Here is a 25,841-nt window from a genome sequence, read left to right as displayed (position 1 = left end):
GGCAGTCCTTCACATAGGTTCGCTAGCTCCGGGCCGGAAGCACGGAGCGGTACACCTCGAGCGTGGTTTCCGTAATGGATTCCCAGGAGAAGTGCTTCTCGGCACGCAGCCGGCCTGCCTGGCCCATGGCGCGGGCGCGCTCCGGGTCGGAGACCACCTCGGTAAGGGCTGCGGCGAATTCGGTCACGAATTTTTCGGGATCGAGGGGCGTTCCGGTGCCGTCGGTGACCTGCTCGAGGTCAACCAGGAGGCCGGTCTGGCCGTGCTCCACCACCTCCGGAATTCCGCCGGTGGCGCTGGCAACCACCGCTGCGCCGCACGCCATGGCCTCCAGGTTGACGATGCCCAGCGGCTCGTAAATGGAGGGGCAGGCGAAGGCAGTCGCGTGGCTGAGCACCTGGATGAGCTCGTGGCGAGGCAGCATCCGTTCAATAAGCACGACGCCGGTCCGCTGGCTTTGCAGTTCCTCTATGAGGCGTGCCGTTTCGGCAGCAAGTTCGGGAGTGTCCGCGGCGCCCAGGCACAGGACGAGTTGAACGTCAGCCGGCAGCTTGGCCGCTGCGCGGAGGAGGTAGGGCACGCCCTTCTGGCGTGTGTTCCTGCCCACAAAGACCACGCTGGGCTTGGCGGGATCGATGCCCAGGGCGCGGACGGCGTCGTCATTCTCGTCACGTTGCCACATCTCGACGTCGATGCCGTTGTGGACCACCCGGACCTTTTCGGGATCGACGTCCGGGTAGCTGCGCAGGATGTCCTGGCGCATGCCCTCCGAAACCGCGATGATGGCTGCGGCTGCCTCGTACGCGGTCTTCTCCACCCAGGACGAGAGCGCATACCCGCCACCGAGCTGCTCCGCCTTCCAGGGCCGCAGCGGCTCCAGGCTGTGGGCGCTCAGGACATGCGGGATACCGTGCAGCAGGGATGCCAGGTGCCCTGCCATGTTGGCGTACCAGGTGTGCGAATGGACCAGGTCCGCGCCTTCCACGTCCGGCACAATCCGCAGGTCCACACCGAGGGTCTGGACCGCGGCGTTGGCTCCGCCAAGGTCCTCCGGCACCTGGTAGGACGTTACGGCGGCGCCATGATAGTCGGTATCGCGGGGAGCCCCAAAAGCACGAACCTGCAGGTCAACATGCTTACTAAGCACCCTGCTCAATTCGGCCACGTGGACTCCGGCGCCACCGTAGATCTCCGGCGGGAACTCTTTGGTCACAATGTCTATTCGCACAAGACCCAAGGTAGTCCTTCCCGCTTAACTGTTCTAGTGTGAAGGGGTCCGGGCGTACCGGACTGTCTTGGGGAGTTACGAAGGCGTACAGGAGCGACCATCATGCCGTTGAACAAAAAAGTCCTGGCCATTGTCCTCGCGGGTGGCGAGGGAAACAGACTGATGCCACTGACGGCAGACCGGGCCAAACCTGCTGTACCCTTCGCCGGGAGCTACCGCCTGATTGACTTTGCGCTGTCCAACCTGGTGAATTCCCGCTACCTGCAGATTGTTGTATTGACGCAGTACAAGTCCCACAGCCTTGACCGCCACATCTCGGAGACCTGGCGCATGTCCACCCAGCTGGGCAACTACGTCGCCTCGGTGCCGGCGCAGCAGCGTGTGGGCAAGAGCTGGTTCCTGGGCAGCGCCAACGCCATCTACCAGTCCCTGAACCTGATCCATGACGCCAACCCGGACATCGTGGTGGTGGTCGGTGCCGACCACGTCTACCGCATGGACTTCGCCCAGATGGTGGAGCAGCACGTCAACAGCGGCGCCAAGGCAACGGTCGCCGCTGTCCGGCAGCCGCTGCACATGGCGGACCAGTTCGGCGTCATCGAGGTGGACCAGGACAACCCGCAGAAGATTTCGGCGTTCGTGGAGAAGCCCTCCAGCACTCCGGGCCTCGCCGCCGATCCCTCGCAGTTCCTGGCCTCGATGGGCAACTACGTCTTTGACGCCGACGCTTTGGTGGCCGCGCTCCACGTGGACGCCGAGCGGCTGGACACCAAGCACGACATGGGCGGGGACATCATCCCCTACTTCGTCAACCAGGGCGAAGCCGATGTGTACGACTTCACCCTCAACGACATCCCCGGCTCCACCGAGCGTGACCGCACCTACTGGCGGGATGTGGGCACCATCGACTCTTTCTACGACGCCCACATGGACCTCATTTCCCCACTGCCGGTTTTCAACCTCTACAACTCCGAGTGGCCCATTTACACGAGGCAGAGCATCTCCCCGCCGGCAAAGTTCGTGCGCGGCCAGAACAACACGGTGGGCACCGCGCTGGATTCGATCGTTTCCAGCGGCGTGGTGATTTCCGGCGGCATCGTGGAGGGCTCTGTCCTTTCCAACGATGTCTACGTGGCCACCAGCAGCCGGGTTATCGACTCCGTCCTGATGGACAAGGTGCAGATCGGCGCGGGCGCCGTTATCAACCGGGCCATCATCGACAAGAACGTCAAGGTGCCCGCAGGGGCTGCGATCGGGCTGGACGCGGACCTGGACCGTGCCCGCGGCTTCAAGGTCACCGATTCCGGCATTACGGTCCTGGCCAAGGGGCAGACCGTTCCCGAACCCACTGACGAGGAGCGGCAGCTTGCTGCCCGGAACCTCCACCTTGTCCCGAATGCGGTCAAGGCGGCGGCAGGCCAGCACCCGGATCTGCAGGAATCCGTGGACAGGGTGGCCGAGACGCACGCCGCGGCTGCCGCCGACGCTTCACCGGGGGCCAGGATCTAGCCTTAGGTCCCCAGGGCCGGCCCGCCTCTACAGGTGCGGCCGGCAGTGTCCCAGGCTGTAAAATCGGTCCAATGAGCTCCCCCGATCTGACCCCTGAGGAAATCCAGGCCTGCCTCAAGGTCCTGAACACCATCCACGCCTATGACGAGGAGCACCCGGACTACATCTCGGTGCGGCGCGCCACCGGGAAGATGTTCAAGGCCGTCAAGAGGCACCGGCGGGTCACCAAGCGTGACCTGATTTCCGAGGCAGACCGGGCCGTGCTCGCCCAGACCGCCACCGCCGCTCCCGACCGGATCGACGACGAGACCCGCGGCAACAAGCTGGCCACCTCGGCCACGGGCGCAGTCGCGGGACACCTCATCCGGTCGCGCCCGTGCTACATCTGCAAGCAGCACTACACGCAGGTGGACGCTTTCTACCACCAGCTGTGCCCGGAGTGCGCCGCGTTCAGCCACAGCAAGCGGGACGCGCGGACCGACCTGACCGGCCGCCGCGCCCTGCTGACTGGCGGGCGGGCGAAAATCGGTATGTACATCGCACTTCGGCTGCTGCGCGACGGCGCCCACACCACCATCACCACCCGCTTCCCCAAGGATGCCGCCCGCCGGTTCGCCGCGATGGAGGACAGCGGCGAGTGGCTGCACCGGCTCCGGATTGTTGGCATCGACCTGCGGGATCCCGCCCAGGTCATGGCCCTGACGGACTCGCTCTCCGAGGCCGGGCCGCTGGACATCATCATCAACAATGCGGCCCAGACCGTCCGCCGGTCCGGCAATGCCTACAAGCCGTTGGTGGACGCCGAGGACGAGCCCCTGCCGGCAGCCCTCGAGCAGGCCAACGGCGGACCGGAACTGGTGACATTCGGCCACGCGCACGACAAGCACCCCCTCGCGCTGGCCAGCAGCGTCACCGAGCACCCTGTCCTGGCCGGAGACGCGATCACATCCCTGGCGCTGTCCACCGGTTCCGCATCATTGGAGCGGATTGCCTCCGGAACGGCCATCGACGCCGGCGGCCTGGTTCCGGACCTGGCCACGATTAACAGCTGGACCCAGGTGGTGGACGAGGTTGACCCGCTGGAAATGCTGGAGGTGCAGCTCTGCAACGTGACGGCACCGTTCCTGCTGGTGAGCCGGCTGCGCGCCGCCATGAAACGCTCCACTGCCCGGCGTAAGTACATCGTGAACGTCTCCGCGATGGAAGGCCAGTTCTCCCGCGCCTACAAGGGCCCCGGCCACCCGCACACCAATATGGCCAAAGCAGCGCTCAACATGATGACGCGCACCAGCGCCCAGGAGATGCTGGACAGCGACGGCATCCTGATGACCGCGGTGGACACGGGCTGGATTACCGATGAGCGTCCGCACTTCACCAAGGTCAGGCTCATGGAGGAAGGCTTCCATGCACCCCTGGACCTCGTGGACGGCGCCGCCCGCGTTTACGATCCCATCGTTATGGGCGAGAACGGCGAAGACCAGTACGGGGTGTTCCTCAAGGACTACAAACCCAGCCCCTGGTGAGGGTAAGCTCGCGGCATGAGCGGCGAACCGATATCTGAAGTACAGAATCTTGAACACCACGAGTGCTGGGCCATGCTCCGGAACGTGTCCGTCGGCAGGCTGGCCATCCTGGTCTCGGGGCGTCCGGATATTTTCCCCATCAATTACACGGTGGACGGCGGCACCCTGGTGTTCCGCACGAGCGAAGGAACCAAGCTCTCCGGAGCCTCGGAAGACGCTGCGGTGGCCGTGGAAGCCGACGGAGTGGATCCTGACACCGGACTGGCCTGGAGCGTGGTGGTGAAGGGGACGGCCGCCGTCGTCACCGGCACGGAGCAGGTCCTGGAGACCACGCAGCTCTTCCTCTTTCCGTGGCAGGCGGGTAAGAAGGACGTGTTCGTCCGCATCACCCCGGACACCATCACGGGCCGCCGCTTCAGGGTGACGGAACCCATGACCTGGTGGACCCAGCTCAGCGGCGCCATCAAGACTGCCCAGGAGTAGAACCGCCGCACTGCCCCGGCCGGCATCCCTATCGGGTGAGCCGTTAATAATCTGAGCGGTACGCGGGGATGCCCTGAACGTGCGGCGTGTGAGTGGGGCGACGTAGTCTGGGGTGACGGCGGCAATTCTGAATGGGGACCAGAGATGAACCGACTCACTGCGGGCTCAACCGCAGCTCTCCTTGTGCTCTTCCTGGCGTCATGCTCTACTTCTGACGCCACGCCCCCGCCGGAAGACGGCGGAACGTACGAGTCGATAGACGACTTGCAGGAAGCTGTGGAATCCGCTGGCCTGGTATGCCAGGAGCTGGTGCTGGACACCCCACCTTCCAAATACTCTGCCTCCTCCGCAAGCTGCAGCGAGTTCACCTACCTTGCGATCTACACCGACGACGTCCATCTGGAGGCGCAACTGGATTTCTGGAGGCCGGTTGGGCAGCGCGCGGTCAACGTCGGCAAGAACTGGACCGTGGTCAGCGAGGACCCGAAGCTCATCCAGAAGAACCTGGGCGGCTCGGTCCTCCATACAGGGTCCTAGCGCCTGTCCTATGGCAACAGCCCAGACGGAGTGCTGCGCGGTAGCGGCCCGGCCTCCGTCGCCACGAGGATCGTCACGCTGCCGAACCCGCTCAGGGTTGTGCCAAAGAACGTGACAGGGAACTTTTTGCGGACTCCCGGACACTATGAGGTATGGAACAACTTGGGGGAACAGATGCGGAACTGTGGGACAGGTGCATTCAGGGCGAGGCAGAAGCACTGGGCGGGCTGTTTGACCGTTATGCAGATGCCGTATTCCGGTACTGCCTGAGCCGGACCGGGTCCTGGCAGGATGCCGAAGACCTCGTCTCCATCACGTTCCTTGAGGCCTGGCGGCAGCGCAGCCGGCTGGTCCTGGAACGGGACTCGCTCCTTCCGTGGCTGCTCGGCGTAGCCACCAACTCAGCACGGAACCGTGCCCGCTCCGTCCGCCGGCACGAGCAGTTCCTGAGTCGGTTGCCGCACGCTGCTGTGGAGGCCGATCCTTCGTCTGCAATTGCGGCCCGCGTGGATGCGGAAAATCTGGTGAAGGACCTGCTTGACGGCGCTACGAACCTTACTGGCGGCGAACGGGATGCGCTGCTGCTGTGTGCAGTTAACGGCTGCTCGTACGTGGAGGCAGCGGAGGCCCTCCACGTACGCATTGGAACAATCCGATCCCGCGTGAACCGGGCGAAGAAGAAGTTGCGGGCCGCCGCTGCGGTCTCACCCTTGCTCCGGCGGGAGCAGAACAACCCTGTGGAATCGAGGCAGTCATGAAGTTTTCAGACATCCAGTATCCTGCGGAAACCCGCCAGGCTGCGCGGGATGCGGTGGTCCGTGAAGCCGCGGCCCAGCCGCGCCGCAGTCCGTCGTGGCGCAGGCCGATGGCGTTGTCCCTGGCCGGCCTGGCGTTGGCAGGCTCGACGGCGGCCGTAGCTTACGTGGCCTTCGCGCCGGTTGAGGACAAACGCGACATCCGGTGCTATTACCGCGCGGACCTGACCGCCACCTACCCTTCCCCCCATTCCCCCGGAGACAGGATGCAGCCCTATCTCCTTGCCGGGGCCATGGACGAGGGGTTCGACTACGACGCCGCAGCCCGGCAGGGTGACCCCCAGGCAGGAAAACAGCAGATTGCGGACCCTGTGGGCCTTTGCGCCTTCAATTGGGACCAGGGGCTGATGAACCCGGGGGGAATCACTGACGACCTTATTCCGCCGGGCTACAAGGAACCCGCCCCGGCTCCCGCCCCGACAGGCACCGTAACGGATGCCCACGGCAAGCCCGCCACTGCTTTCCCCAACACCTTCGGTCCCGGGCACTTCGTCCCGGAACTGAGGGCCTGCGTCGTGGACGACACAGTCGCCGTGATACCGGGGCCCGCCGATGTCTGCTCCCGGCTGGGCATCCCCGTTCTGGAAAGTTAGGAACTCTCCAGAAGCCCTGGGCAAGCGCGCGGCTCCACAGGGCTGCCGGTCAGGCGAGCTGGGTGATCTCCACGCTGACGCTCAGCGCGGAACCGCCACCGCCGGACAGGATGCCCTTCAGCGGCGGCACGTCACGGTAGTCCCGCCCCCGGGCCACGGTGACGTGGAAGTCACCGGCGGGCTTGTGGTTGGTGGGGTCCCAGCTGCGCCAGTCGCCGTCCCAGAACTCCAGCCAGGCATGCGACTGTCCCGCCACTGTCTCGCCGATGCCGGCACTGGACCGCGGGTGCAGGTAGCCGGACACGTACCGTGCCGGGATACCGCAGCTGCGCAGCGCACCGATCGCCAGGTGCGCCAAGTCCTGGCAGACACCCTGGCGCTGGCCCCATGCCTCCTCTGCGTTGGTGGTGACCGCGGTTGAACCGGACATGTAGGTCATCTCGCCGCGCATCCACTCAAACACGGCCATGGCGGCCTCGTGCGGGTTCTTCCCGGCCACCACACCGGGAATGATGCCCAGCACTTCGTCCCCCGGGCCGCTGAGCCTGGACTGCGGCAGCCAGTCGCTGAACGTGTTGAGGGTTTCCGGCGAGGCCAGGACGTCCCAGCCGGCAATGTCCGCCTCGGCCGGGATCTTCTCGGCGCGGTGGACTTCCACCGTGATGTTGGAAACCACCTCGAGGTGGTCGTGCGGCATCTGCATGTCGAACGCCGTGACCCGGGTGCCCCAGTAGTCTCGGTAGGTGCTGACGGCGGCCTGCGACGGCGAAACCTTGACCACCGATTCCAGCACCACCTGCTGGGAATCGGTGAGCGGGGTCATCCGGGCCTCGTTGTAGGACAGGGTGACCCGCTTGTTGTACTTGTAGGCCGTCTTGTGGACGATGCTCAGCCGGGTCATGAAACTTCTCCCACCCAGGCCAGTTCATCCGCCTGATTGAAGTACTTACGGGAAATGGCGTCCGACGCCTGCGCCACGGCTTTCTGCACGCGCTCCATGTGCTCCGGGAGCTCGGACATCAGGTCATCCGTCCGGTGGAACTCAAGGAAGGTCCGCGCCTGGCCCACGATCCGCCGTGCGTCGTTGATGAAGCCGACCCGCTGGGCGGAGGGATCCAGCTTGGCGAGGCACTCGTCTGCGTCCCTCAGGGCATAGACGATTGACCTTGGGAAGAGCCGGTCCAGCAGCAGGAACTCGGCGGCGTGCTGGTCGCCGAAGGCGGCACGGCGGGTACGCAGGAAGGACTCGTACGCCCCGGCGCAGCGGAGCATGTTGACCCAGGACATCCCGGCGGACAGCACGTCCCGGGTGGAGAGCATGCGGGCGGTCATGTCCGCGCGTTCCAGGGAGCGGCCCAGCACCAGGAAAAGCCAGCTTTCGTCATGGCTGACGGTGGTGTCCGCCAGGCCGCTGACCATTGCGGTCCGTTCCAGCGTCCAGTTGCAGAACCGGTAGGTCCCCACCACGTCCTTGCGGTGCTGGCTCAGCCCGTAGTAGGTGGTGTTCAGGCTCTCCCACAGGCCCGAGGAGACAGTTTCCCGGGCGCGACGGGCATTCTCCCGCGCGGCCCCCAGGGACCCTGCGATGGAGGTGGCGCTGGTCTTGTCATAGGCCAGGGCGTGGAGAAGCTCGGGCAGGCCGAAGTCCTCGCTCTGCGGGCGTGCGCCCATGACGGCCAGGAGTTCCTGGGCCACGCTCTTGCGCTCGTCCATGGGCAGGTGGTTGAGCCGTTCGAGGTGGACGTCAAGGATGCGGGCTGTGCCGTCCGCCCGCTCCACATAACGGCCGATCCAGAATAGGGACTCGGCAATACGGCTAAGCATTCGCGGCTACCTCCTGCGTGCCCGAAACTGGAAAAGGAAACTGCCAGGTCACAGCCCGGCTCACTGCTGCTGCTCCGACTGGCGGTCCCGCCAGTTGCTCTCCACCGGCCATACCGAGACGCGTTCCCGGACGGAAATGGAGGGCCGGGGCACGGTTTCCACCGGTACCTGGGGCGAATCCGCCAGGACCCAGGTGTCCTTCGATCCGCCTCCCTGGCTGGAATTCACGATCAGCGACCCCTCCTTGAGCGCCACGCGCGTCAGCCCGCCCGGGAGCACCCAGACGTTGTCGCCGTCGTTCACTGCGAAGGGCCGCAGGTCAACGTGTCGGGGGCCGAACTTGTCCCCGCTCAGCGTGGGGACCGTGGAGAGTTGCAGCACCGGCTGGGCAATCCAGCCCCGGGGATCAGCGATGACCCGCTGGCGGAGGGCATCGAGTTCGTCCCTGGACGCGTCCGGTCCGATGACCAGGCCCTTGCCGCCCGAGCCGTCCACCGGCTTTACCACCAGTTCGGCCAGGTTGTCAAGGGTGTATTCGCGGGCTTCCTTCTCCTCCAGGCGGTACGTGTCCACGTTGGCGATGATGGGTTCCTCGCTGAGGTAGTAGCGGATGAGGTCAGGGACGTAACTGTAGACCAGTTTGTCGTCCGCGACGCCGTTGCCCACGGCGTTGGCGATGGTCACGCCGCCTGCCCGGGCGGCGTTGACGAGGCCCGGGCAACCGAGCATGGAATCCGAGCGGAACTGCAGCGGGTCCAGGAAATCGTCGTCGATCCGCTTGTAGATGACGTCCACGCGCTGTTCGCCGGCCGTGGTGCGCATGTAGACGCGGTTTCCGCGGCAGATGAGGTCGCGGCCTTCCACGAGTTCCACGCCCATGAGGCCCGCGAGGAGGGTGTGCTCGAAGTAGGCGCTGTTGAACACACCGGGGGTGAGGACCACCACGGTGGGATCGTCGACGCCGGAGGGTGCGGTCTTGCGCAGGGCGGAGAGCAGGCGGCGGGGGTACTCCTCGACCGGCCGGATGAGCTGCTGGCCGAACGCCTCAGGCAGGCCCTTGGCCATGGCCCGGCGGTTCTCCAGGACGTAGCTCACGCCGGAGGGTACGCGGACGTTGTCCTCAAGCACGCGGAAGGTCCCGGCGGCGTCGCGCACAACGTCGATGCCGGAAATGTGGACACGGACGCCGCCTGCCGGTTCGAACCCGTGGACCTGCCGGTGGAAGTGCGCGCTGGTGGTGACCAGCTGCCGGGGGATCACGCCGTCGGCCACGACAGTCATTTTGTCGTACACGTCGTTGAGGAAGGCCTCCAGCGCGCGGACACGCTGGGCCACGCCGCGCTCCAGCACGTCCCACTCCCCCGCCGGAATGACCCGGGGAACGATGTCCAGCGGGAAGGGGCGCTCCTCCCCGGCAAAGTCGAAGGTCACACCGCGGTCCAGGAAGGTACGCGCCATGGAATCTGCGCGGGCGCTCACATCGGCAAGGGAGAGCTTGCGGAGGGCGTCCGCCACCTGCCCGTACGAGTCCCGGGCCTGTTGCCCGGGAGCGAACATCTCGTCGTAGGCTCCGGACCGGCCGGCGGCCACGGAGTAATCCTGGAATAGGTCTGACATGTCCAATAGCCAACCATCTTTTTGTTTCGAATTCATTACTGCCATCCATTCTGGCGTGTTGGCGCCTGTGCCCTGGTTCGTGCATTGCGCCTCTTTTCCGGCACAGTAGGTGAGTGCCAGTCCGCAGATCCTTCCGCAAGCCCGGTCCGGACCTGCCCGGACGGCCCGGGAGGCTTCTCCCTGGCCTGGCCACAGCAGCCGTCGCCCTGGCGGCCGCGTTCCTGGTTCACCGGCTGGTTCCCGCTCTTCCCTCGATGACGCTGGCAGTGGTGCTGGGCGTGCTGGCCGCCAACCTTCCCGCGTCCGGGGTGTGGACAGCCGGCAGGGCGCGGCCGGGGCTGGACTTCGCGGGGAAGCATCTCATGCGCGGCGGCATCGTGCTGCTGGGCCTGAAAGTCAGCATCATGGACGTGCTGGGACTGGGCTGGCTGGCGCTGGTCCTGATCGTCGCCGTGGTGGCGGCCAGCTTTGGCGGAACCTACCTGATCTCCCGGCTGTTCCGGCTGCCGCCGGTGACCTCGCTGCTGGTGGCCACCGGCTTCTCGATCTGCGGTGCCTCCGCCATCGGCGCCATGGCCGCCGTCCGCAGGATCCGGCACGTGGACACCGTCCTGCCGGTGGCGCTCGTGACGCTTTGCGGGACCCTTGCCATCGGCGTCCTGCCCCTGCTGGTCCATCCCCTGCAGCTCAGCGCACCCGTGTTCGGCGCCTGGACGGGCGCCTCCGTGCACGATGTGGGCCAGGTGGTAGCCACGGCGCAAACCGCGGGGACAGCGGCACTGGGCATCGCCGTCGTCGTCAAGCTCACCCGGGTACTCCTGCTGGCGCCGGTGGCGGCACTGGCCGGTGCGCACCACCGGTTCGCGCCACGGGCGGAGAACCCCGCGGACCGCGACAACGCGAAACTGCCGCCGGTGGTGCCGCTGTTCGTCCTGGGCTTCGTGGCGATGGTGGGCCTCCGCTCCACAGGCTGGGTGACTGAAGGCTGGCTCGAGGCGGGGGCGGCACTGCAGGACATCCTGCTGGGCGCCGCGCTCTTCGGCCTGGGGTCCGCCGTCAGGATCCGGACACTCCTGCATACAGGCGGGCGGGCACTGCTGGCGGCACTGGCGTCGTGGTTCCTGATCGCCGTCCTGGGGCTGGCGGCGGCCCTGCTGATCGCCGGATAACCACGTGATTAGATAGCTGGGTGTCACATGAGAATCTGCAGCGCGATGAAGCCGCCCACCGTTCAGCCCTGATCAGCACCACCGGTTACGACGTCTCCCTGGACGTGCGGCAGGCGGCAGATCCGGAAGTGGCGGGCTATCCGACACGCAGCATCATCACCTTCACGGCGTCGGAGCCGGGGGCATCAACATTCCTGGACTTCATCGGCGAGGTCCACAGTGTTGTCCTCAATGGGAGGGAACTGCGCGTGGAGGACGTCGCGGACGGCGCCAGGATCAGGCTGGACAACCTGCAGTCCGAAAACCAGGTGGACGTCACTGGCACCGCCTTGTACAGCCGCTCCGGCGAAGGCATGCACCGCTTCTTTGATCCCGCCGACGGCCAGTGCTACCTCTACACGCAGTACGAGCCCGCTGACGCCCGCCGGGTCTTCGCCAACTTCGAACAGCCCGACCTCAAGGCCTCCTTCACCTTCCACGTGACCGCACCGGCCGGCTGGCAGGTGGCCTCCAACGGCCGGGAGGCGGCCCGCACCCTCCTCAGCAGCGACCCGTCCACCGCCCGGTGGGACTTCGCCACCACCGGCCGGATGTCCACCTACATCACCACCGTGCTGGCCGGGCCGTACTTCAAGGCCGAGGACCGCTGGCAGGCAACGCTCGACGACGGCACCTCCCTGGACGTGCCGCTCGCCCTCTACTGCCGGGCATCGATGGCAGACTCCTTTGACGCTCACGAGCTGTTCCGGCTCACCAAGAACGGCCTGGACTTCTTCAACCGGCTCTTCGACTACCCCTACCCCTGGGGCAAATACGACCAGGCCTTTGTGCCCGAGTACAACCTTGGTGCCATGGAAAACCCCGGCCTGGTGACGTTCACCGAGAGCTACGTGTTCACCTCGCGTGCCACGGACGCCCAGTACCAGGGGCGCGCCAATACCCTGATGCACGAGATGGCGCACATGTGGTTCGGCGACCTGGTCACCATGCAGTGGTGGGATGACCTGTGGCTCAAGGAGTCGTTCGCCGACTACATGGGCACCCTGGGCGTGGACCGGGCCACGGACTGGGACACCGCGTGGGTGAACTTCGCCAACAAGCGCAAGGCCTGGGCCTACGTGCAGGACCAGCTGCCCACCACCCACCCGATCGTCGCGGACATCCCGGACCTTGAAGCCGCCAAGCAGAACTTCGACGGCATCACCTACGCCAAGGGCGCCTCCGTTCTAAAGCAACTGGTGGCCTACGTTGGGTTCGAGGCGTTCATCAGCGGCTCCCGCGACTACTTCCGCAAGCACGCGTACGGCAACACAACGCTTGACGACCTGCTGGCCGCCTTGAGTGCCTCCTCAGGGCGGGACCTGGCCGGCTGGGCACAGCAGTGGCTGCAGACCTCGGGCATCTCCACGCTGTCCCTGGAGATTGTGCCCGGGAAGACTGTGCCCGGCGAGGTTGTACCGGGCGCAGTTGTACCGGGCGCGGTTGTGCCGGACGCGGCCGACGACGGCGTGCTGGGCAGGGCGGTCATCGTCCAGGCAGCCGCGGACCCCGTCACGGGACGGGAGGAGCTTCGGCCGCACCGGCTGCGCGTTGGTTCCTACAATTTCGACGGCGGCGGGGCCCTGGTGCGCACCGACAGTTTCGAAACGGACGTGGCCGGGGCCCGGACGGAACTCCCCCAGCTCGCCGGCCAGCCCCGGCCCGCGCTCCTGCTGGTCAACGACGACGACCTCACCTACGCCAAGGTGCGGCTGGACCCGGCGTCTGAGGCAACAGTCCGTTCGTCCCTGGACCGGATCGCGGACCCCATGGCCCGGGCGCTCTGCTGGACGGCGCTCTGGAACTCGGCCCGGGACGGGGAAAGCCCGGCGGCGCGGTACGTCGAAGCCGTGGCTGCGTTTGGTCCGGCCGAAACGGGAATCGGCGTCCTGCTGAACATCCTCGACAACGCAGGCACCGCCGTCGAACGCTACACGCCGGCCAGCGGACGTGGCGCCCTCCGCTCCACGTTCCTGGCAGCCGCAGCGGCGGAACTGGACAGGGCCGCACCCGGCTCAGACCAGCAGCTGGCCTGGGCGCGCACCCTCGCCAGCGCCAGCCGGCACGATGATGCCATGCTGCCCCGGCTGCGCGGACTCCTTGACGGCACAGCACCAGTGGCGGGCCTGGCGGTGGATGCCGAGCTGCGCTGGCACCTCTGGCATGCCCTGGCAGCCAACGGCCAGGCGGCAGTGGAGGAACTGGACGCCGAACTCGCCCGTGACACGACGGCGTCCGGACGCGCCGGCCACGCCACAGCCCTCGCCGCCCGCCCGGACCCGGAGGCCAAGGCGGCAGCATGGAAAGCGGCAGTGGACCGGAACGAGCTCTCCAACCAGCTGCTCAGCGCCACCATCAGCGGATTCATGACGGCGCCCGCGGATCTGCTGGAGCCGTACGTGGAGCCGTATTTCGGGTGCCTGCGCAGCGTATGGGAGGAACGCAGCATCGAGATCGCCAGCCGGATTGTCCGGGGCCTCTACCCGCTGGCCCACGACCTGCCCGAGGGCACCGACCCGGCAGCGCACCCGGCCATCCGGCGCACGGACGAATGGCTGGCCGCCAATGCAGACGCGCCCCGCGCCCTGCAGCGCATCATTGTGGAGCAGCGCAGCCACCTGCTGCGGGCACTGACGGCGCAGGCCGCCGTCGTCAGCACACCATCGATTGCTCCGTAAGTGCCGTTTCGAACCCCCAAAACGACAGTAGGTGGGCCCATGCCGGCAGGGTTCCCTGGCCGAACTTGTGAGGTTAGGGGCCGGCAGGGACAATGGATGGGTTCAGGGGACGCGGTGGAGCCACTCCGCAGTGCCGAACTTGGTGCCGACGCGCTCCCGGGCGGTGGCAAGCTCGCCCTCCGTCAGCTGTGATGGCGTGGCGCCGTACCGGTCGGTGAAAACGTCCACCATGGCGGCGATGATGGCGGTGCGGGCCAGTCCGGTCTGGCGCCGGAGCGGGTCCACCCGTTTCTTGGCGCTGCGGGTCCCCTTGTCCGAGAGCTTTTCCTTGCCGATCCGGAGTACGTCAACCATTTTATCGGCGTCGATGTCGTAGCTCATGGTCACGTGGTGCAGCATGCCGCCGTTGGCGAGCCGCTTCTGCGCGGCCCCGCCGATCTTGCCCTGGTCCGTGGCGATGTCATTCAGGGGCACGTAGAAGGCGTTGATGCCAAGCTTTTCCAGTGCTGCCATCACCCATGCGTCCAGGAAAGGATAGGAGTCCGCGAAGCTGAGTCCGTCAACGAGGGTCTGCGGCAGGTACAGCGAGTACGTGATGCAGTTGCCGGCCTCCATGAACATCGCTCCCCCGCCGCTGATGCGCCGGACAACCTTGATCCCGTGCTTAGCCACGCCGCCGGGGTCCACCTCGTTGCGGTAGGACTGGAAGCTGCCAATCACCGTTGACGGCTCCTGCCAGTCCCAAAACCGGAGGGTGGGGTGGCGGCGGCCCGCGCCGACCTCCTCGGTGAGGACCTCGTCCAGGGCCACGTTGATTTCTGTGGGCAGGACAGTGGGTGCGATGAGGTTCCAGTGGTGGTCCGCCCAGGAGGTTGCCTTGGCCAGGGCACGGCGGACGGCGATGGCGACGGCGTCCGCGGAGAAGCCGAACAGGGCGGCGCCGGCCGGCAACGAAGAGGATACGACGGCGGCCAGCTCGGCCGCCGTCGTGGTGTCCGGCAGTCCCGTGAGCCCCCGGTTGATGTCCAGGAGTGCCTCGTCCGGTTCCAGGAAGAAGTCGCCGCTGAGGCTGACGTTGGCGAGGTGGCCGTCAACAACGTCCAGGTCCACGACCACAAGCTTGCCGCCGGGCACTTTGTATTCACCGTGGCGGCGGGAGGCGGAGAGGCTCGCTGAAGAGGGTGTGGCGGTCATGCCATCCATCCTGCCCCAGAAGTGCCGGATGCCAGTAACAGGCGGCCGGGACGCAGAAAGCCCGCACCGTTTACCGGTGCGGGCTTTCCCAAAAGAACTTTGCGGAAGTGTGTTACTTCTTGCCGCCGAAGCCCTTGAAGCGAGCGTTGAAGCGCTCGACGCGGCCTGCGGAGTCCATGATGCGCTGCTTGCCCGTGTAGAACGGGTGCGACTCGGAGGAGATTTCGACATCGATGACCGGGTAGGTGTTGCCGTCTTCCCATTCGATGGTCTTCGAGGAGGAAACGGTGGACTTGGTCAGGAACTTCGTGCCGGAAGCCAGGTCGTTGAAAACAACAGCTTCGTACTTCGGGTGGATATCAGACTTCATAATTGGACCTTTGTTCGCACAACTGGATTTTGCCAGCTGCCAGGTATGAATGGGATGGCGCCAGCGTCGCCCGGGGGCGCACTACAGCCAGCTGTCAATAATAGCGTAAGAACGCGGATGCCCGCGAACCAACCTCCTGGCTGGCTACACCCCTAGTTCCGGGGCCGCAGCTCCCAGAAGGCCACAGCTGATGCGGCCGCCACATTCAGGGAATCCACGCCGTTGCGCATGGGTATTTTCACGGCGATGTCGACGGCGGCGAGAGTCCCGGCGCTCATGCCGGCACCCTCGGTGCCGAGCACCAGGGCAAGCTTCCCGGGGTTCCGGGCGGCGACGGCATCCACGTCCTGGGCGTCGTCCGTGAGCTCCAGCGCGGCAACGGTGAAGCCGTGGTCCTTGAGCAGGTGCAGGTCCTCCGGCCAGCCGGTGAGCCGGGCCCACGGCACTTGGAACACCGTGCCCATGCTCACCCGGACGCTCCGCCGGTAAAGGGGGTCCCCGCAGCGGGGCGAGACGAGGACGGCATCGATGTCCAGCGCGGCGGCCGACCGGAAGATGGCGCCCACATTGGTGTGGTCCACGATGTCCTCCAGGACAGCCACCCTGCGTGCCCCGGCCAGCAGTTCCGGCAGCGGAACGGGCGCCGGGCGCTGCATGGCAGCCATGGCGCCGCGGTGGAGGTGGAAGCCGGTGATGTCCTCCAGCAGTGCCGCACTGCCGATGAAGGCCGGGACCTGCGGGTAGGTATCCAGGACGTCCCGGAGGTCCTCGAGCCACTTCTCCGCCAGGAAGAACGAGCGCGGCTGGTGTCCTGCTGCCAGGGCACGCCGCAGCACGCGGGAAGACTCGGCGATATACATCCCCTCGGCAGGTTCGCGCAGCTTGCGCAGGTGCACGTCCGTGAGCTGCGTGTAGTCGGAGACCCGGGGGTCCGCGGCCGATTCAAGATAGTGGATTGTCACCGGGTGATTATTTCAGCAGATTCGCGATCATGAATCCCAGCGCCACCAGGCCCAGGACCAGGATCACTGCGCGCAGCACCGTGGGTGAGAGCCGGCGGCCCACCTTGGCCCCGAGAAGTCCGCCGATGCTCGAGCTCACGGCGATCAGCAGTACCACAAGCCAGTTGATCCGGTCGAAGGCGAAGAGCACATAGGACACGGCGGCCACGAGGTTCACGCCCAGTACCAGGATGTTCTTCATGGCGTTGGCGTTCTGGATGGTGCCGGTGAGGAAGATACCCAGGATGCCCACCAGCAGGATCCCCTGGGCAGCCACGAAGTAGCCGCCGTAGACACCGGCCAGATAGACGAGCACCACCAGCAGCACCCCGTGCCGCTTGTCGCGCACAGCGTGCTCCGGGTTCTCCTCACGGGACCGGACCCATGCTTGCAGCCGGGGCTGGAACACCACCATCAGGAGGGCCAGGACGATCAGGACGGGGGCAACGTAGTGGAAGACCTCCTCCGGCAGGTGCAGGAGCAGCCAGGCGCCGGAGATGCCGCCGAGAAGGGAGGCCGGCAGGAGCCGCATCAGCTGGCGTCCGCGCCCCTTCAGTTCACGGCGGTAGCCGAAGGCGCCGGCGGCCGTGCCGAACACCAGCCCCATGGCGTTGCTCATGGAGGCCACCACCGGGGCGACCCCCAGGGCGATCAGGACGGGGAATGTCACCAGGGTGCCGGAACCCACCACGGCGTTGATGGTGCCGGCCCAGAGGCCGGCGATGGCCACAAAGATGCTGCTGAGAAGATCCAAGATGCTGCGCTGCCGCTGTTAGCGGCGGGCGACGGCGGTGTACCGGCCGGCGTTGACGCTCATGTCCAGGTCCAGCCCGAAGGTCTTGCTGAGGTTCTCTGCGGTCAGCACGTCCGTGATGGGGCCTGCGGCAACCACTCCGCCGTCGCGCAGCAGCATGGCGTGGGTGAATCCCGGAGGGACTTCCTCAAGGTGGTGGGTGACCAGGACCATGGCCGGTGCGTCCTCATCCTGTGCCAGCTCTCCCAGCTTGTGCACGAGTTCCTCGCGGCCCCCAAGGTCCAGGCCTGCCGCCGGTTCGTCGAGGAGCAACAGCTCGGGGTCGGTCATCAGCGCGCGGGCGATCTGGACACGCTTGCGTTCACCTTCGGAAAGTGTGGCAAACGTCCTGTTGAGCAGCGGGCCCATTCCCCAGTCGTTGAGCAGGCGGAAAGCCCGCCGCTCGTCGTCGCGCTCGTATCCCTCACGCCACCGGCCGGTGACTCCGTAGGCGGCGGTGACCACCACGTTGAGGACGTTTTCCTGTTCCGGGATCTGGGTGGCCAGCGCGGCGGAGGACAGGCCGATGCGCGGACGGAGCTCGAAGACATCGGTGCGGCCCAGGGTTTCGTCGAGGATGCCCGCTTTCCCGCTGCTGGGGTGCAGGCGCGCGGCCGCGATCTGCAGGAGCGTGGTCTTGCCGGCACCGTTGGGCCCAAGGATTACCCAGCGCTCGCCTTCGTTGACTTCCCAGTCGATCTTGTCCAGCAGGGTTTTCTTACCTCGGACAACGCTGACGGAAGCCAATTCCAGAACATCACTCATAGGAGTAGACACTAGGACAAAAAAGAGGCCGACTGATAACCGGGGCAAGGTAACAGTGAAACCCTGATTGGGCAGCTTTGCCAGGCGCCCGTCAGGCCGGCTGCGTGAGGATCACGGGTCCGGATTCGGTGACAGCGATGGTGTGTTCGGAGTGGGCGGTCCGGCGGCCGTTGGAACTGCACAGGGTCCAGCCGTCAGGAGCCGTGACAAGTTTGCTGGTGCCGTCCATGACCCACGGTTCGATAGCCAGGAGCAAGCCGGGGCGGAGCTCATATCCGCGGCCTGCTTTGCCGGTGTTCGGAATGTGGGGGTCCTGGTGCATGGTGCTTCCAACGCCGTGCCCGCCGAACTGGGTGTTGACCTGGTAATTAGCCGACTTGAGCACCGAGCCGATTGCGTGGGAGATGTCCCCGATGCGCGCTCCGGGCTGTGCCGCACCGATGCCCGCCGCCAATGCCCTCTCGGTGGTTTCGATCATGCGGGTGTCCTCGGGGGCAGCAGAATCCCCGACGACGAAGCTGATGGCGGAGTCCGTAACCCACCCATTGACGCTGGCTGCGAAGTCCAGGGTCAGCAGGTCCCCGTCCTTGAGGACGTAATCATGAGGGAGTCCGTGCAGCACGGCATCGTTGACGGACGTGCAGATGACTTTCCCAAAGGGCCCGCGGCCGAACGAGGGAGCGTAGTCGACATAGCAGGAGCGGGCTCCCGCTGCACTGATCATGGCAGCGGCCCAGTCGTTGATCTCCAGGAGATTCGTTCCAGGTGCGGTTCGCTCCCTCAGATCCCGCAGCGTATTGGCTACGAACTGGCCCGAGGGACGGGCCAGGTCAATCTCTCGCGGTGTGAGCAGTTCAATCAATGGTTCCTCCAGGTGTGGGCGTAATATTATCCGCTTGCCACCTTCCAGCAGCAGTGAAATGAATTCAAGGGACCCTCCCCCGCTGGCTAAGATGGCAGGCATGACTTCGAACGTGACTGCGGTCAGCTATGGCCTGAATGTGTCTCCAACAGGGCTGGAGCAGCTCCGTTCCACCCTCACCGCACAAGGCGCCGCCGTGCTGTCCGAGGCCTCCTCCGGCGACGGCCGCTACCAGGTCCATGTGGCCGAGCTCCAGCTGCCGGACGCCACCGCAGCCGGGCTCGCCGCACTGCGCCACGCCGTTGCCGAAGCCCCCATCGCCGGACTCGACACGGCGCTCGTCCCGGCCGTCCTCAGGTCGGCAGAACGCAAGCTGCTGATCATGGACGTTGATTCCACCCTGATCCAGCAAGAGGTCATCGAACTCCTGGCAGCCTACGCCGGCAAGCGGGAAGAAGTGGCGGCCGTTACCGAGGCCGCCATGCGCGGTGAGCTGGACTTCACCCAAAGCCTTCACGCCCGCGTCGCGGTGCTCGCAGGGCTGCCGGCCGCCGTCGTCCATTCCGTCCGCAACGAAGTGAAGCTGAGCCTGGGAGCGGCCGAACTCGTGGCCGCCTTCAAGGCGGCAGGGCACGTGGTAGCCGTGGTGTCCGGCGGGTTCAACCAGATCCTGGAGCCAATCGCCGGCGAACTGGGCCTGGATTACTGGCAGGCAAACGAGCTGGAGATTGTCGACGGCGAGCTGACGGGCAGGGTGCTGGGCGCTGTGGTGGACAGGGCAGCCAAGGAAAAGTACCTGCGAGAGTGGGCCGCCGCCGAGGGCATCGCCCTGGAGCACACTGTGGCGGTGGGCGACGGAGCCAACGACCTGGACATGCTCGGGGCGGCCGGCATCGGCGTCGCGTTCAACGCCAAACCTGCGGTGCGGGCTGTGGCGGACGCTGCCGTTAACATGCCGTACCTCGACGCCGTCCGGTACGTCGCCGGCGTGTGACTCGTTCTTAACCGCGAAATGGGCCCACGCCCGCAGGGTTCCCTGACCGAGCTTGCGAGGTTAGGGTGCGGGTGGGGAGCAGCCGCGGCAGTGTCCGGAAGGGACATTGCCGCGGCTGCCATATCGTGTAGGGCAGCGTGGGCCTAGCTAGTGGCCTGGCCGGCTCCCTTGCCGAAGTAGTCTGCACCGCCGGCGTATTCGGTGTGGCCGGACTCGACGTCGGCGGTGACCATGCCGGCCACAACCTCCGCGAACTCCTCCACCGAGTACAGCTTGCCGGCTTCGGCCCGGCGGGCCTCGATGGCACCCGGCGTGGAGCGGTCAAGCAGGGTGGCCGTGACGGTGCCCTCGATCATGTCGCCCGAGACAACCACCAGGGTGATGCCCTTCTCGGCCAGGTTGGGGATGAGTTCGCGCAGGGCGTCCTCGCCGGCACGCTTGCTGCGGGCCACCGGCTCGTAGGCCTCCATGGTGGGCACCGTGTTGATGAAGTGGGCCTGGTGGCTGGTCACGAAGACCACCCGCGAGCCTTCCTTCATCAGCGGCACGGCAGCGTTGAGCATGTTGATCTGGGCGTCGCGGTTCAGATTGAGTGCGTAGTCCTCGCCCATCCCGGTTTCCATGCCGCCGGAGGCATTCAGCACCAGGATGTCCAGGGAACCGAAGTTCTCCATGGCCGCGGAGGCCAGCGCCTGCACGCCTTCCTGGGTGGTGAGGTCCGCGCCCACGGCCACTGCACGTCCGCCGTCGGCTTCGATCCCCTGCACAACCTTATTGGCGCGCGGTGCCTTCTGGCGGTAGTTCACCACGACGGCGGCGCCCTCGCGGGCAAGGTTCTTGGCTACCTCCGCGCCGATTCCGCGCGAGGATCCGGTCACGATGGCAGTCTTGTTATCCAGCAGTCCCATGCGGGCTCCTTTTGTCTGAAACGTCTAAATTGCTGATGGCCTGCAGTCCATCATGCCAGCGGCCCCGGACAATTCCCTTGTGTGACCTACACAAAGAAGCGCCTGGCTGCTAGTTTGCCGGCGCCGGTCAGTGCCCCATGCCCAGGCCGCCGTCAACAGGGATGACGGCTCCGGAGATGTAGGCGGCCTCGTCGCTGGAGATCCAGCGGACCACGTTGGCAACCTCGGAGGCCTCGGCAAAACGGCCCGCCGGGATGCTGGACAGGTAGTCCTTCTGGGTGGCTTCGGGAAGTTCGGCAGTCATGTCCGTGTTGATGAAGCCGGGCGCCACGACGTTGGCGGTGATGCCCCGCGAACCGAGTTCGCGGGTCAGGGAGCGTGCGATGCCCACCAGGCCCGCTTTAGAGGCCGAGTAGTTGATCTGTCCGGGCGCACCGTACAGGCCCGACACGGAGGAGATCAGCACAACGCGGCCCTTCCGGAGCCGGATCATGCCCTTGGAGGCGCGCTTGATGACCCGGAAAGCGCCGGTGAGGTTGGTGTCGATGACGGACGTGAAGTCGTCTTCGCTCATGCGCAGCAGCAGGGTGTCCTTGGTGATGCCGGCGTTGGCCACCAGGACTTCCACCGGGCCGTGGGCAGCTTCCACTTCCTTGAAGGCCGCGTCCACGGATGCCTCGTCCGTGACGTCCGCCTTGACGCCGAGGATCCCCTCCGGCAGCTTGGTTTCGCTGCGGTAGGTCACGGCAACCTTGTCGCCGTTGGCCAGGAACGCCTCGGCGATGGCCAGGCCGATGCCGCGGTTGCCGCCGGTGATCAGGACGCTGCGGGGGGCTGTGGCTGCTTCAGTCATGTAGGAGGCTCCGGAATTCTGCGGCGCGCTGGGGCCGCTGTAGATGGGGGTGATTTGGCTGACTTCGATCTTAGCGCCCGACCCGGCCCGGGTTTGGGCGCCACTGCCGATGGTGAGAGAATTGATGCAAGCCTTTGGAGCGTGATAAACCACCGTGACCCTTGAAAACCATGCGGGACAATCCGCGCCTGGAGAACCCGGCCGGTTCTCCGGTGATTCGGAAGTCCACAGCATCACGGATGCCGCTGGAGCCCATTCGGAGGACATGCGCCAGCGCATGATCAAGTACGCGTTGGCCATGGGAATCCGCATGGTGTGCCTGGTCCTGATTTTCGTGGTGGACGGCTGGTTCAAGGTCATTCCGGTGGCCGGCGCGGTGTTCCTGCCCTGGATCGCCGTGATCATCGCGAACGGGAACGACAAAGCCGAAGGCCACAGCGACCTCCTGCTGGATTCGGCCCCGCTGGCTGAGCTGGAAAGCCCGCCGGTGCGGCCCGCCGGGGAGGATCCCGGCAGTGAACTCCTGCAGGGCGAGCTGATTATTGACGACGACAAATCTCCGTCCGGGCAGGAAAGGAAGGCCTCGTGAGCATCTTCGACTTCGCCGCCGGCACCGATCCCGCCATGGCGGAAGCCGGTGCCATCTGTTCCCGCAAGGCATGCCGGGCGCAGGCTTCCTGGCAGCTCCTGTGGAACAACCCCAAGATCCATTCACCGGAACGCCGCAAGACCTGGCTTGCCTGCGCCGACCACCGGGAATGGCTGGAGGACTACCTTCAGACGCGGGGCCTCTGGAAGGAAACCCTGCCCCTCGACGACGCACGGGCGTCCGGCGGCTCAGGGCAGGACAGCTGAATGTACCGTTTCCTCTTCTCCAGCAAGTGGCTGGGTTATCTGCTGCTGGCTGCCATCTTCGCCTCCGCCTGCGTATTCCTGGGCCGCTGGCAGATGGACCGGCGCGCCGAGACCCTGGCCGAAATCAACCGCGTGGTGACCAACTACTCGGCAACTCCCATCGCGTTCGCGGACGCCAGGGAGCAATTTGATGAGCTGGACCCCGCCATGGAGTGGACCCAGGTGGAGCTGAGGGGCACGTACCTCACCGACGGCCAGCGCGTGGTCCGGAACCGTCCGCTCAATGGCCAGCCGGGCTACGAAGTGGTGGTCCCGTTCCGTCTTGACTCCGGTGAGACAGTGGTCATCGACCGGGGCTGGCTGCCCATCGGCAACGATAATCCAGGCGCCCCGGACTCGGTGCCGGAACCCCCTGCCGGTGACGTGACCGCCGTCGTGCGTTTGAAGCATCCCGAGCCCGAACTCCAGCGCGGCGCCCCCGAAGGCCAGCTGGCATCCATCGACCTTGCCGCTTATGCCGGACAGCTCGGGTATCCGCTGTTGACCGGGGCGTACGGCCAGCTCGCGTCGGAGACGCCGCCTGCAGCGGAGATGCCGTTCCCGTTCCCGAAGCCTTCCACCGAGGAAGGCACACACCTTTCGTACTCGCTGCAGTGGTTCGCGTTCGGCGTGCTGATGTTCGTTGGTTTTGGCTACGCTGCCCGCCAGCAGGCACGCAACGCCGCCATCGACGCCGAGGACGACGACGGGACGCCAGAGGGCTCGGCCCGCCCGGCAGGCGGCGAGCACCGCCGTCGCCCCTCACCTCCCAGGAAGCGGAAGAAAGCGACCTCCGAAGAAGAGGAAGACGCCCTCCTGGATGCGCAGGGGTACTGAAGGATGACGGAGCACGACGACGGCCCGGTTGCCTTGGTGCGCGCGGCATTGGTAGCTGCCGGAGTTGGGGACACCGTGCGGACTTTTCCCGCGGGCGTTCCGACGGCGTCCGCGGCTGCTGAGGCGCTCGGCTGCGACCTTGCGGCGATCACGAACAGCCTGATTTTCGACCTCGGCGGCGAGCCCTTGCTGATCCTCGCAAGCGGGGCCGCACGCGTGGATACCAGGCTGGTTGCTGAAAAGTTGGGGGCGGGCAGGATTCGCCGCGCCTCCCCCGACTTCGTCCTGCAGCACACCGGCCAGGCGGTAGGCGGAGTGGCCCCGGTGGGTCACCCGGAAAAAGTCAGGACGCTCCTCGACACGAGCCTCCGGGAGCACCAACGCCTCTGGGCAGGCGCAGGCGACCACCACTCCATGTTCAGCATCACCTACAAGCAGCTTCAGAAAATGACCGAAGCCCTGGAACTGAAGGTGCGCTAATGCTCAAGCCTCATTGGGCACGAGCGCAGCGGTGTAGGTGATTTATGTAGCGTGCGTCAAAGGCGACGAAGGAGCCAGCACGCGGGAAATCGCCTGCGCCGCGTAGCGGAGCCAGCCGGAGTGAAAGGCTTAGGCCAGCGTAATCAGGTCCAGGTAGTCTTCGTTCCAGTGGTCCTCGACGCCGTCGGGCAGCAGGACTACGCGCTCGGGGTTGAGGGCCTCCACTGCCCCCTCGTCGTGGCTGACCAGAACGACGGCGCCGCTGTAGTTCCTGAGGGCGCCCAGGATTTCTGCGCGGCTGGCAGGGTCCAGGTTGTTGGTGGGCTCGTCGAGGAGGAGGACGTTGGCGCTGGAGGCCACGATAGTGGCGAGGGCCAGGCGGGTCTTCTCACCGCCGGAGAGGACGCCGGCGGGCTTGTCGACGTCGTCGCCTGAGAACAGGAACGAACCCAGGATGCCGCGGACTTCGGCGTCCTTCATGTCCGGGGCGGCGGAGCGCATGTTTTCCAGGACGGTCCGGTCCACGTCGAGGGTTTCATGCTCCTGGGCGTAGTAGCCCACCTTCAGGCCGTGGCCGGCTATAACGTCACCGGTGTCAGGCTGGTCCACGCCCGCGAGCATCCGCAGGAGGGTAGTTTTGCCGGCACCGTTAAGGCCCAGGATGACCACCTTGGAGCCGCGGTCGATGGCCAGGTCCACGTCCGTGAAGATCTCCAGCGAACCGTAGGACTTGCTGAGGCCCTCGGCAGTGAGCGGGGTCCTGCCGCACGGCGAGGGGTCCGGAAAACGCAGTGCTGCCACGCGGTCGTTTTCCCGGACGGCCTCGAGTCCGCTGAGCAGCCGTTCGGCGCGCTTGGCCATGTTCTGGGCGGCAACCGCCTTGGTGGCCTTGGCGCGCATCTTGTTGGCCTGGTCGAAAAGGACCTGGGCCTTCTTCTCGGCGTTGGCGCGCTCCCGCTTGCGGGCGCGCTCATCGGTTTCGCGCTGCGTGAGGTAGCGCTTCCAGTCCATGTTGTAGAAGTCGATCTGCGCGCGGTTGGCGTCCAGTAGGAACACCTTGTTAACGGTGGCTTCGAGCAGTTCGGTGTCGTGGCTGATCACGATCAGGCCGCCCTGGTGGTTCTTGAGGAAGTCACGCAGCCAGGCGATGGAATCGGCGTCGAGGTGGTTGGTGGGCTCATCGAGGAGCATCGTCTCGGCATCCGAGTAGAGGATGCGTGCCAGCTCCACGCGGCGCCGCTGGCCACCGGAAAGGGTCTTCAGCGGCTGGTTCAGCAGGCGGTCCGGCAGGGCCAGGTTGGAGCAGATTGCTGCTGCCTCGGCCTCGGCGGCATAGCCGCCGGCTGCCAGGAACTCGGATTCGAGCCGTTCGTAACGGTTCATCGCCTTGCGCTGGACCGCCGCGTCCTCGCTGGCCATTTCCTCGTGCGCCAGGCGCAGTTTTCCGACGGCGATGTCCAGGCCACGGACGGACAGGATACGGTCCCGTGCGAGCTGCTCCATGTCCGGCGTCCGGGGATCCTGCGGCAGGTAGCCGATCTCGCCGGTACGGGTCACTTTCCCCGCGGCGGGGAGTCCTTCACCGGCGAGGACCCGGGTGAGGGTGGTCTTCCCGGCGCCGTTACGGCCCACCAGGCCGATCTTGTCTCCCTTGTCGATGCGGAAGCTCACCTGGTCCATCAGGAGCCGGGCGCCGGCACGCAGTTCAAGATCCTGGACAGTAATCACAGCAGGTAAGGCCTTTCACAACAGGGAACGCCGCAGCCCTCGCACGATGTTGGGAGGGAGCCGGGGCAGAGTGGCCGGAGAACGGCCCATCCAAGTCTACCGTCCGGCAACGTCCACGCAGAACGCCCCGTCTGCAGCCGCCTGTTC

The 25,841-nt window shown here is 66.1% G+C and carries 26 protein-coding genes; 13 read left to right on the top strand and 13 right to left on the bottom strand.

Features of this window, described 5'->3' with window-relative positions:
• Positions 1–22: 22 nt before the first annotated feature.
• Positions 23–1,228, bottom strand: a complete 1,206-nt coding sequence (gene glgA, locus AC6CHP_RS05490; RefSeq protein WP_104187191.1) for a glycogen synthase — start codon at positions 1,226–1,228, stop codon at positions 23–25.
• A gap of 102 nt (positions 1,229–1,330) precedes the next feature.
• On the opposite strand from glgA, the gene glgC reads away from it, so the two are divergent.
• The 6 genes from glgC (at position 1,331) to AC6CHP_RS05460 (ending at position 6,688) form a co-directional block, all read left to right on the top strand.
• Positions 1,331–2,737: a glucose-1-phosphate adenylyltransferase gene (glgC, locus tag AC6CHP_RS05485; RefSeq protein ID WP_498228470.1), complete on the top strand. Its 1,407-nt coding sequence runs from the start codon at positions 1,331–1,333 to the stop codon at positions 2,735–2,737.
• Between the two features lie 71 nt (positions 2,738–2,808).
• Entirely contained in the window at positions 2,809–4,260 is a 1,452-nt protein-coding gene (locus AC6CHP_RS05480; protein ID WP_188729734.1) for an SDR family NAD(P)-dependent oxidoreductase, read from the top strand.
• Positions 4,261–4,275: 15 nt separating this feature from the next.
• Positions 4,276–4,743: a pyridoxamine 5'-phosphate oxidase family protein gene (locus tag AC6CHP_RS05475; protein ID WP_498228469.1), complete on the top strand. Its 468-nt coding sequence runs from the start codon at positions 4,276–4,278 to the stop codon at positions 4,741–4,743.
• Positions 4,744–4,887: 144 nt separating this feature from the next.
• On the top strand, positions 4,888–5,280 hold the full coding sequence (locus AC6CHP_RS05470) for a hypothetical protein (RefSeq protein ID WP_498228467.1): 393 nt from the start codon (positions 4,888–4,890) through the stop codon (positions 5,278–5,280).
• Positions 5,281–5,432: 152 nt separating this feature from the next.
• Positions 5,433–6,038: an RNA polymerase sigma factor gene (locus AC6CHP_RS05465; RefSeq protein ID WP_498228465.1), complete on the top strand. Its 606-nt coding sequence runs from the start codon at positions 5,433–5,435 to the stop codon at positions 6,036–6,038.
• Positions 6,035–6,688 (top strand): hypothetical protein, encoded by a 654-nt coding sequence (locus AC6CHP_RS05460; protein WP_498228463.1) that lies wholly within the window; start codon positions 6,035–6,037, stop codon positions 6,686–6,688. Before AC6CHP_RS05465 ends, AC6CHP_RS05460 begins: the two co-directional genes overlap by 4 nt.
• Positions 6,689–6,737: 49 nt before the next feature.
• Here AC6CHP_RS05460 and AC6CHP_RS05455 read toward each other — a convergent pair whose 3' ends face one another.
• From AC6CHP_RS05455 to AC6CHP_RS05445, 3 genes are read right to left on the bottom strand one after another with little or no spacing between them, the layout of a single operon-like run.
• A complete protein-coding gene (locus tag AC6CHP_RS05455; protein WP_174174509.1) occupies positions 6,738–7,589 on the bottom strand; it encodes a transglutaminase family protein in 852 nt (283 codons plus the stop codon).
• A complete protein-coding gene (locus tag AC6CHP_RS05450) occupies positions 7,586–8,512 on the bottom strand; it encodes an alpha-E domain-containing protein (RefSeq protein ID WP_066275749.1) in 927 nt (308 codons plus the stop codon). The genes AC6CHP_RS05455 and AC6CHP_RS05450 overlap by 4 nt, the downstream gene beginning before the upstream one ends.
• Positions 8,513–8,572: 60 nt before the next feature.
• Positions 8,573–10,129, bottom strand: a complete 1,557-nt coding sequence (locus AC6CHP_RS05445; protein WP_066275748.1) for a circularly permuted type 2 ATP-grasp protein — start codon at positions 10,127–10,129, stop codon at positions 8,573–8,575.
• Between the two features lie 113 nt (positions 10,130–10,242).
• Here AC6CHP_RS05445 and AC6CHP_RS05440 point away from each other — a divergent pair, with 113 nt between their 5' ends.
• Together AC6CHP_RS05440 and pepN are read left to right on the top strand one after the other, a co-directional pair.
• Positions 10,243–11,298, top strand: coding sequence for a YeiH family protein (locus tag AC6CHP_RS05440; protein WP_498228460.1), 1,056 nt, complete (start codon positions 10,243–10,245; stop codon positions 11,296–11,298).
• Between the two features lie 20 nt (positions 11,299–11,318).
• Positions 11,319–14,015, top strand: a complete 2,697-nt coding sequence (pepN, locus tag AC6CHP_RS05435) for an aminopeptidase N (RefSeq protein ID WP_498228458.1) — start codon at positions 11,319–11,321, stop codon at positions 14,013–14,015.
• Between the two features lie 102 nt (positions 14,016–14,117).
• Here pepN and lplAB read toward each other — a convergent pair whose 3' ends face one another.
• From lplAB to map, 6 genes are all read right to left on the bottom strand, one after another.
• Positions 14,118–15,209 carry a lipoate-protein ligase LplAB gene (gene lplAB, locus AC6CHP_RS05430; protein ID WP_188729747.1) on the bottom strand — a complete coding sequence of 364 codons (1,092 nt, stop codon included), beginning with the start codon at positions 15,207–15,209 and terminating at the stop codon, positions 14,118–14,120.
• 112 nt (positions 15,210–15,321) lie between these two features.
• Positions 15,322–15,579: a type B 50S ribosomal protein L31 gene (locus AC6CHP_RS05425; protein ID WP_066275740.1), complete on the bottom strand. Its 258-nt coding sequence runs from the start codon at positions 15,577–15,579 to the stop codon at positions 15,322–15,324.
• 152 nt (positions 15,580–15,731) lie between these two features.
• Positions 15,732–16,541, bottom strand: a complete 810-nt coding sequence (locus tag AC6CHP_RS05420) for a TrmH family RNA methyltransferase (RefSeq protein WP_188729749.1) — start codon at positions 16,539–16,541, stop codon at positions 15,732–15,734.
• Positions 16,542–16,548: 7 nt separating this feature from the next.
• The gene (locus AC6CHP_RS05415) at positions 16,549–17,334 is read right to left on the bottom strand and encodes a sulfite exporter TauE/SafE family protein (protein WP_188729751.1); all 786 of its coding nucleotides are present in this window, start codon (positions 17,332–17,334) and stop codon (positions 16,549–16,551) included.
• An 18-nt stretch (positions 17,335–17,352) separates the two neighbouring features.
• Positions 17,353–18,138, bottom strand: coding sequence for an ABC transporter ATP-binding protein (locus AC6CHP_RS05410; RefSeq protein WP_066275729.1), 786 nt, complete (start codon positions 18,136–18,138; stop codon positions 17,353–17,355).
• Between the two features lie 91 nt (positions 18,139–18,229).
• Positions 18,230–19,000, bottom strand: coding sequence for a type I methionyl aminopeptidase (gene map / locus AC6CHP_RS05405; protein ID WP_188729753.1), 771 nt, complete (start codon positions 18,998–19,000; stop codon positions 18,230–18,232).
• 100 nt (positions 19,001–19,100) lie between these two features.
• On the opposite strand from map, the gene serB reads away from it, so the two are divergent.
• Positions 19,101–19,994 carry a phosphoserine phosphatase SerB gene (serB, locus tag AC6CHP_RS05400; protein WP_188729755.1) on the top strand — a complete coding sequence of 298 codons (894 nt, stop codon included), beginning with the start codon at positions 19,101–19,103 and terminating at the stop codon, positions 19,992–19,994.
• A gap of 143 nt (positions 19,995–20,137) precedes the next feature.
• On the opposite strand, the gene AC6CHP_RS05395 is transcribed toward serB, so the two are convergent.
• Positions 20,138–20,902 (bottom strand): SDR family oxidoreductase, encoded by a 765-nt coding sequence (locus tag AC6CHP_RS05395; protein WP_498228453.1) that lies wholly within the window; start codon positions 20,900–20,902, stop codon positions 20,138–20,140.
• 127 nt (positions 20,903–21,029) lie between these two features.
• Entirely contained in the window at positions 21,030–21,755 is a 726-nt protein-coding gene (locus AC6CHP_RS05390) for a beta-ketoacyl-ACP reductase (protein WP_066275721.1), read from the bottom strand.
• A gap of 154 nt (positions 21,756–21,909) precedes the next feature.
• Here AC6CHP_RS05390 and AC6CHP_RS05385 point away from each other — a divergent pair, with 154 nt between their 5' ends.
• Genes AC6CHP_RS05385 through AC6CHP_RS05370 form a run of 4 tightly spaced genes read left to right on the top strand, consistent with a single transcriptional unit; the run spans position 21,910 to position 23,966 of the window.
• Positions 21,910–22,344: a DUF3099 domain-containing protein gene (locus AC6CHP_RS05385; RefSeq protein WP_498228451.1), complete on the top strand. Its 435-nt coding sequence runs from the start codon at positions 21,910–21,912 to the stop codon at positions 22,342–22,344.
• The gene (locus AC6CHP_RS05380; RefSeq protein WP_188729759.1) at positions 22,341–22,610 is read left to right on the top strand and encodes a hypothetical protein; all 270 of its coding nucleotides are present in this window, start codon (positions 22,341–22,343) and stop codon (positions 22,608–22,610) included. The genes AC6CHP_RS05385 and AC6CHP_RS05380 overlap by 4 nt, the downstream gene beginning before the upstream one ends.
• On the top strand, positions 22,611–23,486 hold the full coding sequence (locus AC6CHP_RS05375) for an SURF1 family cytochrome oxidase biogenesis protein (RefSeq protein ID WP_377192050.1): 876 nt from the start codon (positions 22,611–22,613) through the stop codon (positions 23,484–23,486).
• A gap of 3 nt (positions 23,487–23,489) precedes the next feature.
• Positions 23,490–23,966 (top strand): YbaK/EbsC family protein, encoded by a 477-nt coding sequence (locus AC6CHP_RS05370; RefSeq protein WP_498228449.1) that lies wholly within the window; start codon positions 23,490–23,492, stop codon positions 23,964–23,966.
• 129 nt (positions 23,967–24,095) lie between these two features.
• Here AC6CHP_RS05370 and AC6CHP_RS05365 read toward each other — a convergent pair whose 3' ends face one another.
• Entirely contained in the window at positions 24,096–25,694 is a 1,599-nt protein-coding gene (locus AC6CHP_RS05365) for an ABC-F family ATP-binding cassette domain-containing protein (RefSeq protein WP_498228447.1), read from the bottom strand.
• Positions 25,695–25,841: the final 147 nt, after the last annotated feature.

This window comes from Pseudarthrobacter sp. GQ63 (genome assembly GCF_059758765.1).
Note: the sequence above shows the minus strand (reverse complement) of the source record. Positions and strands in the feature narration are given on the sequence as shown.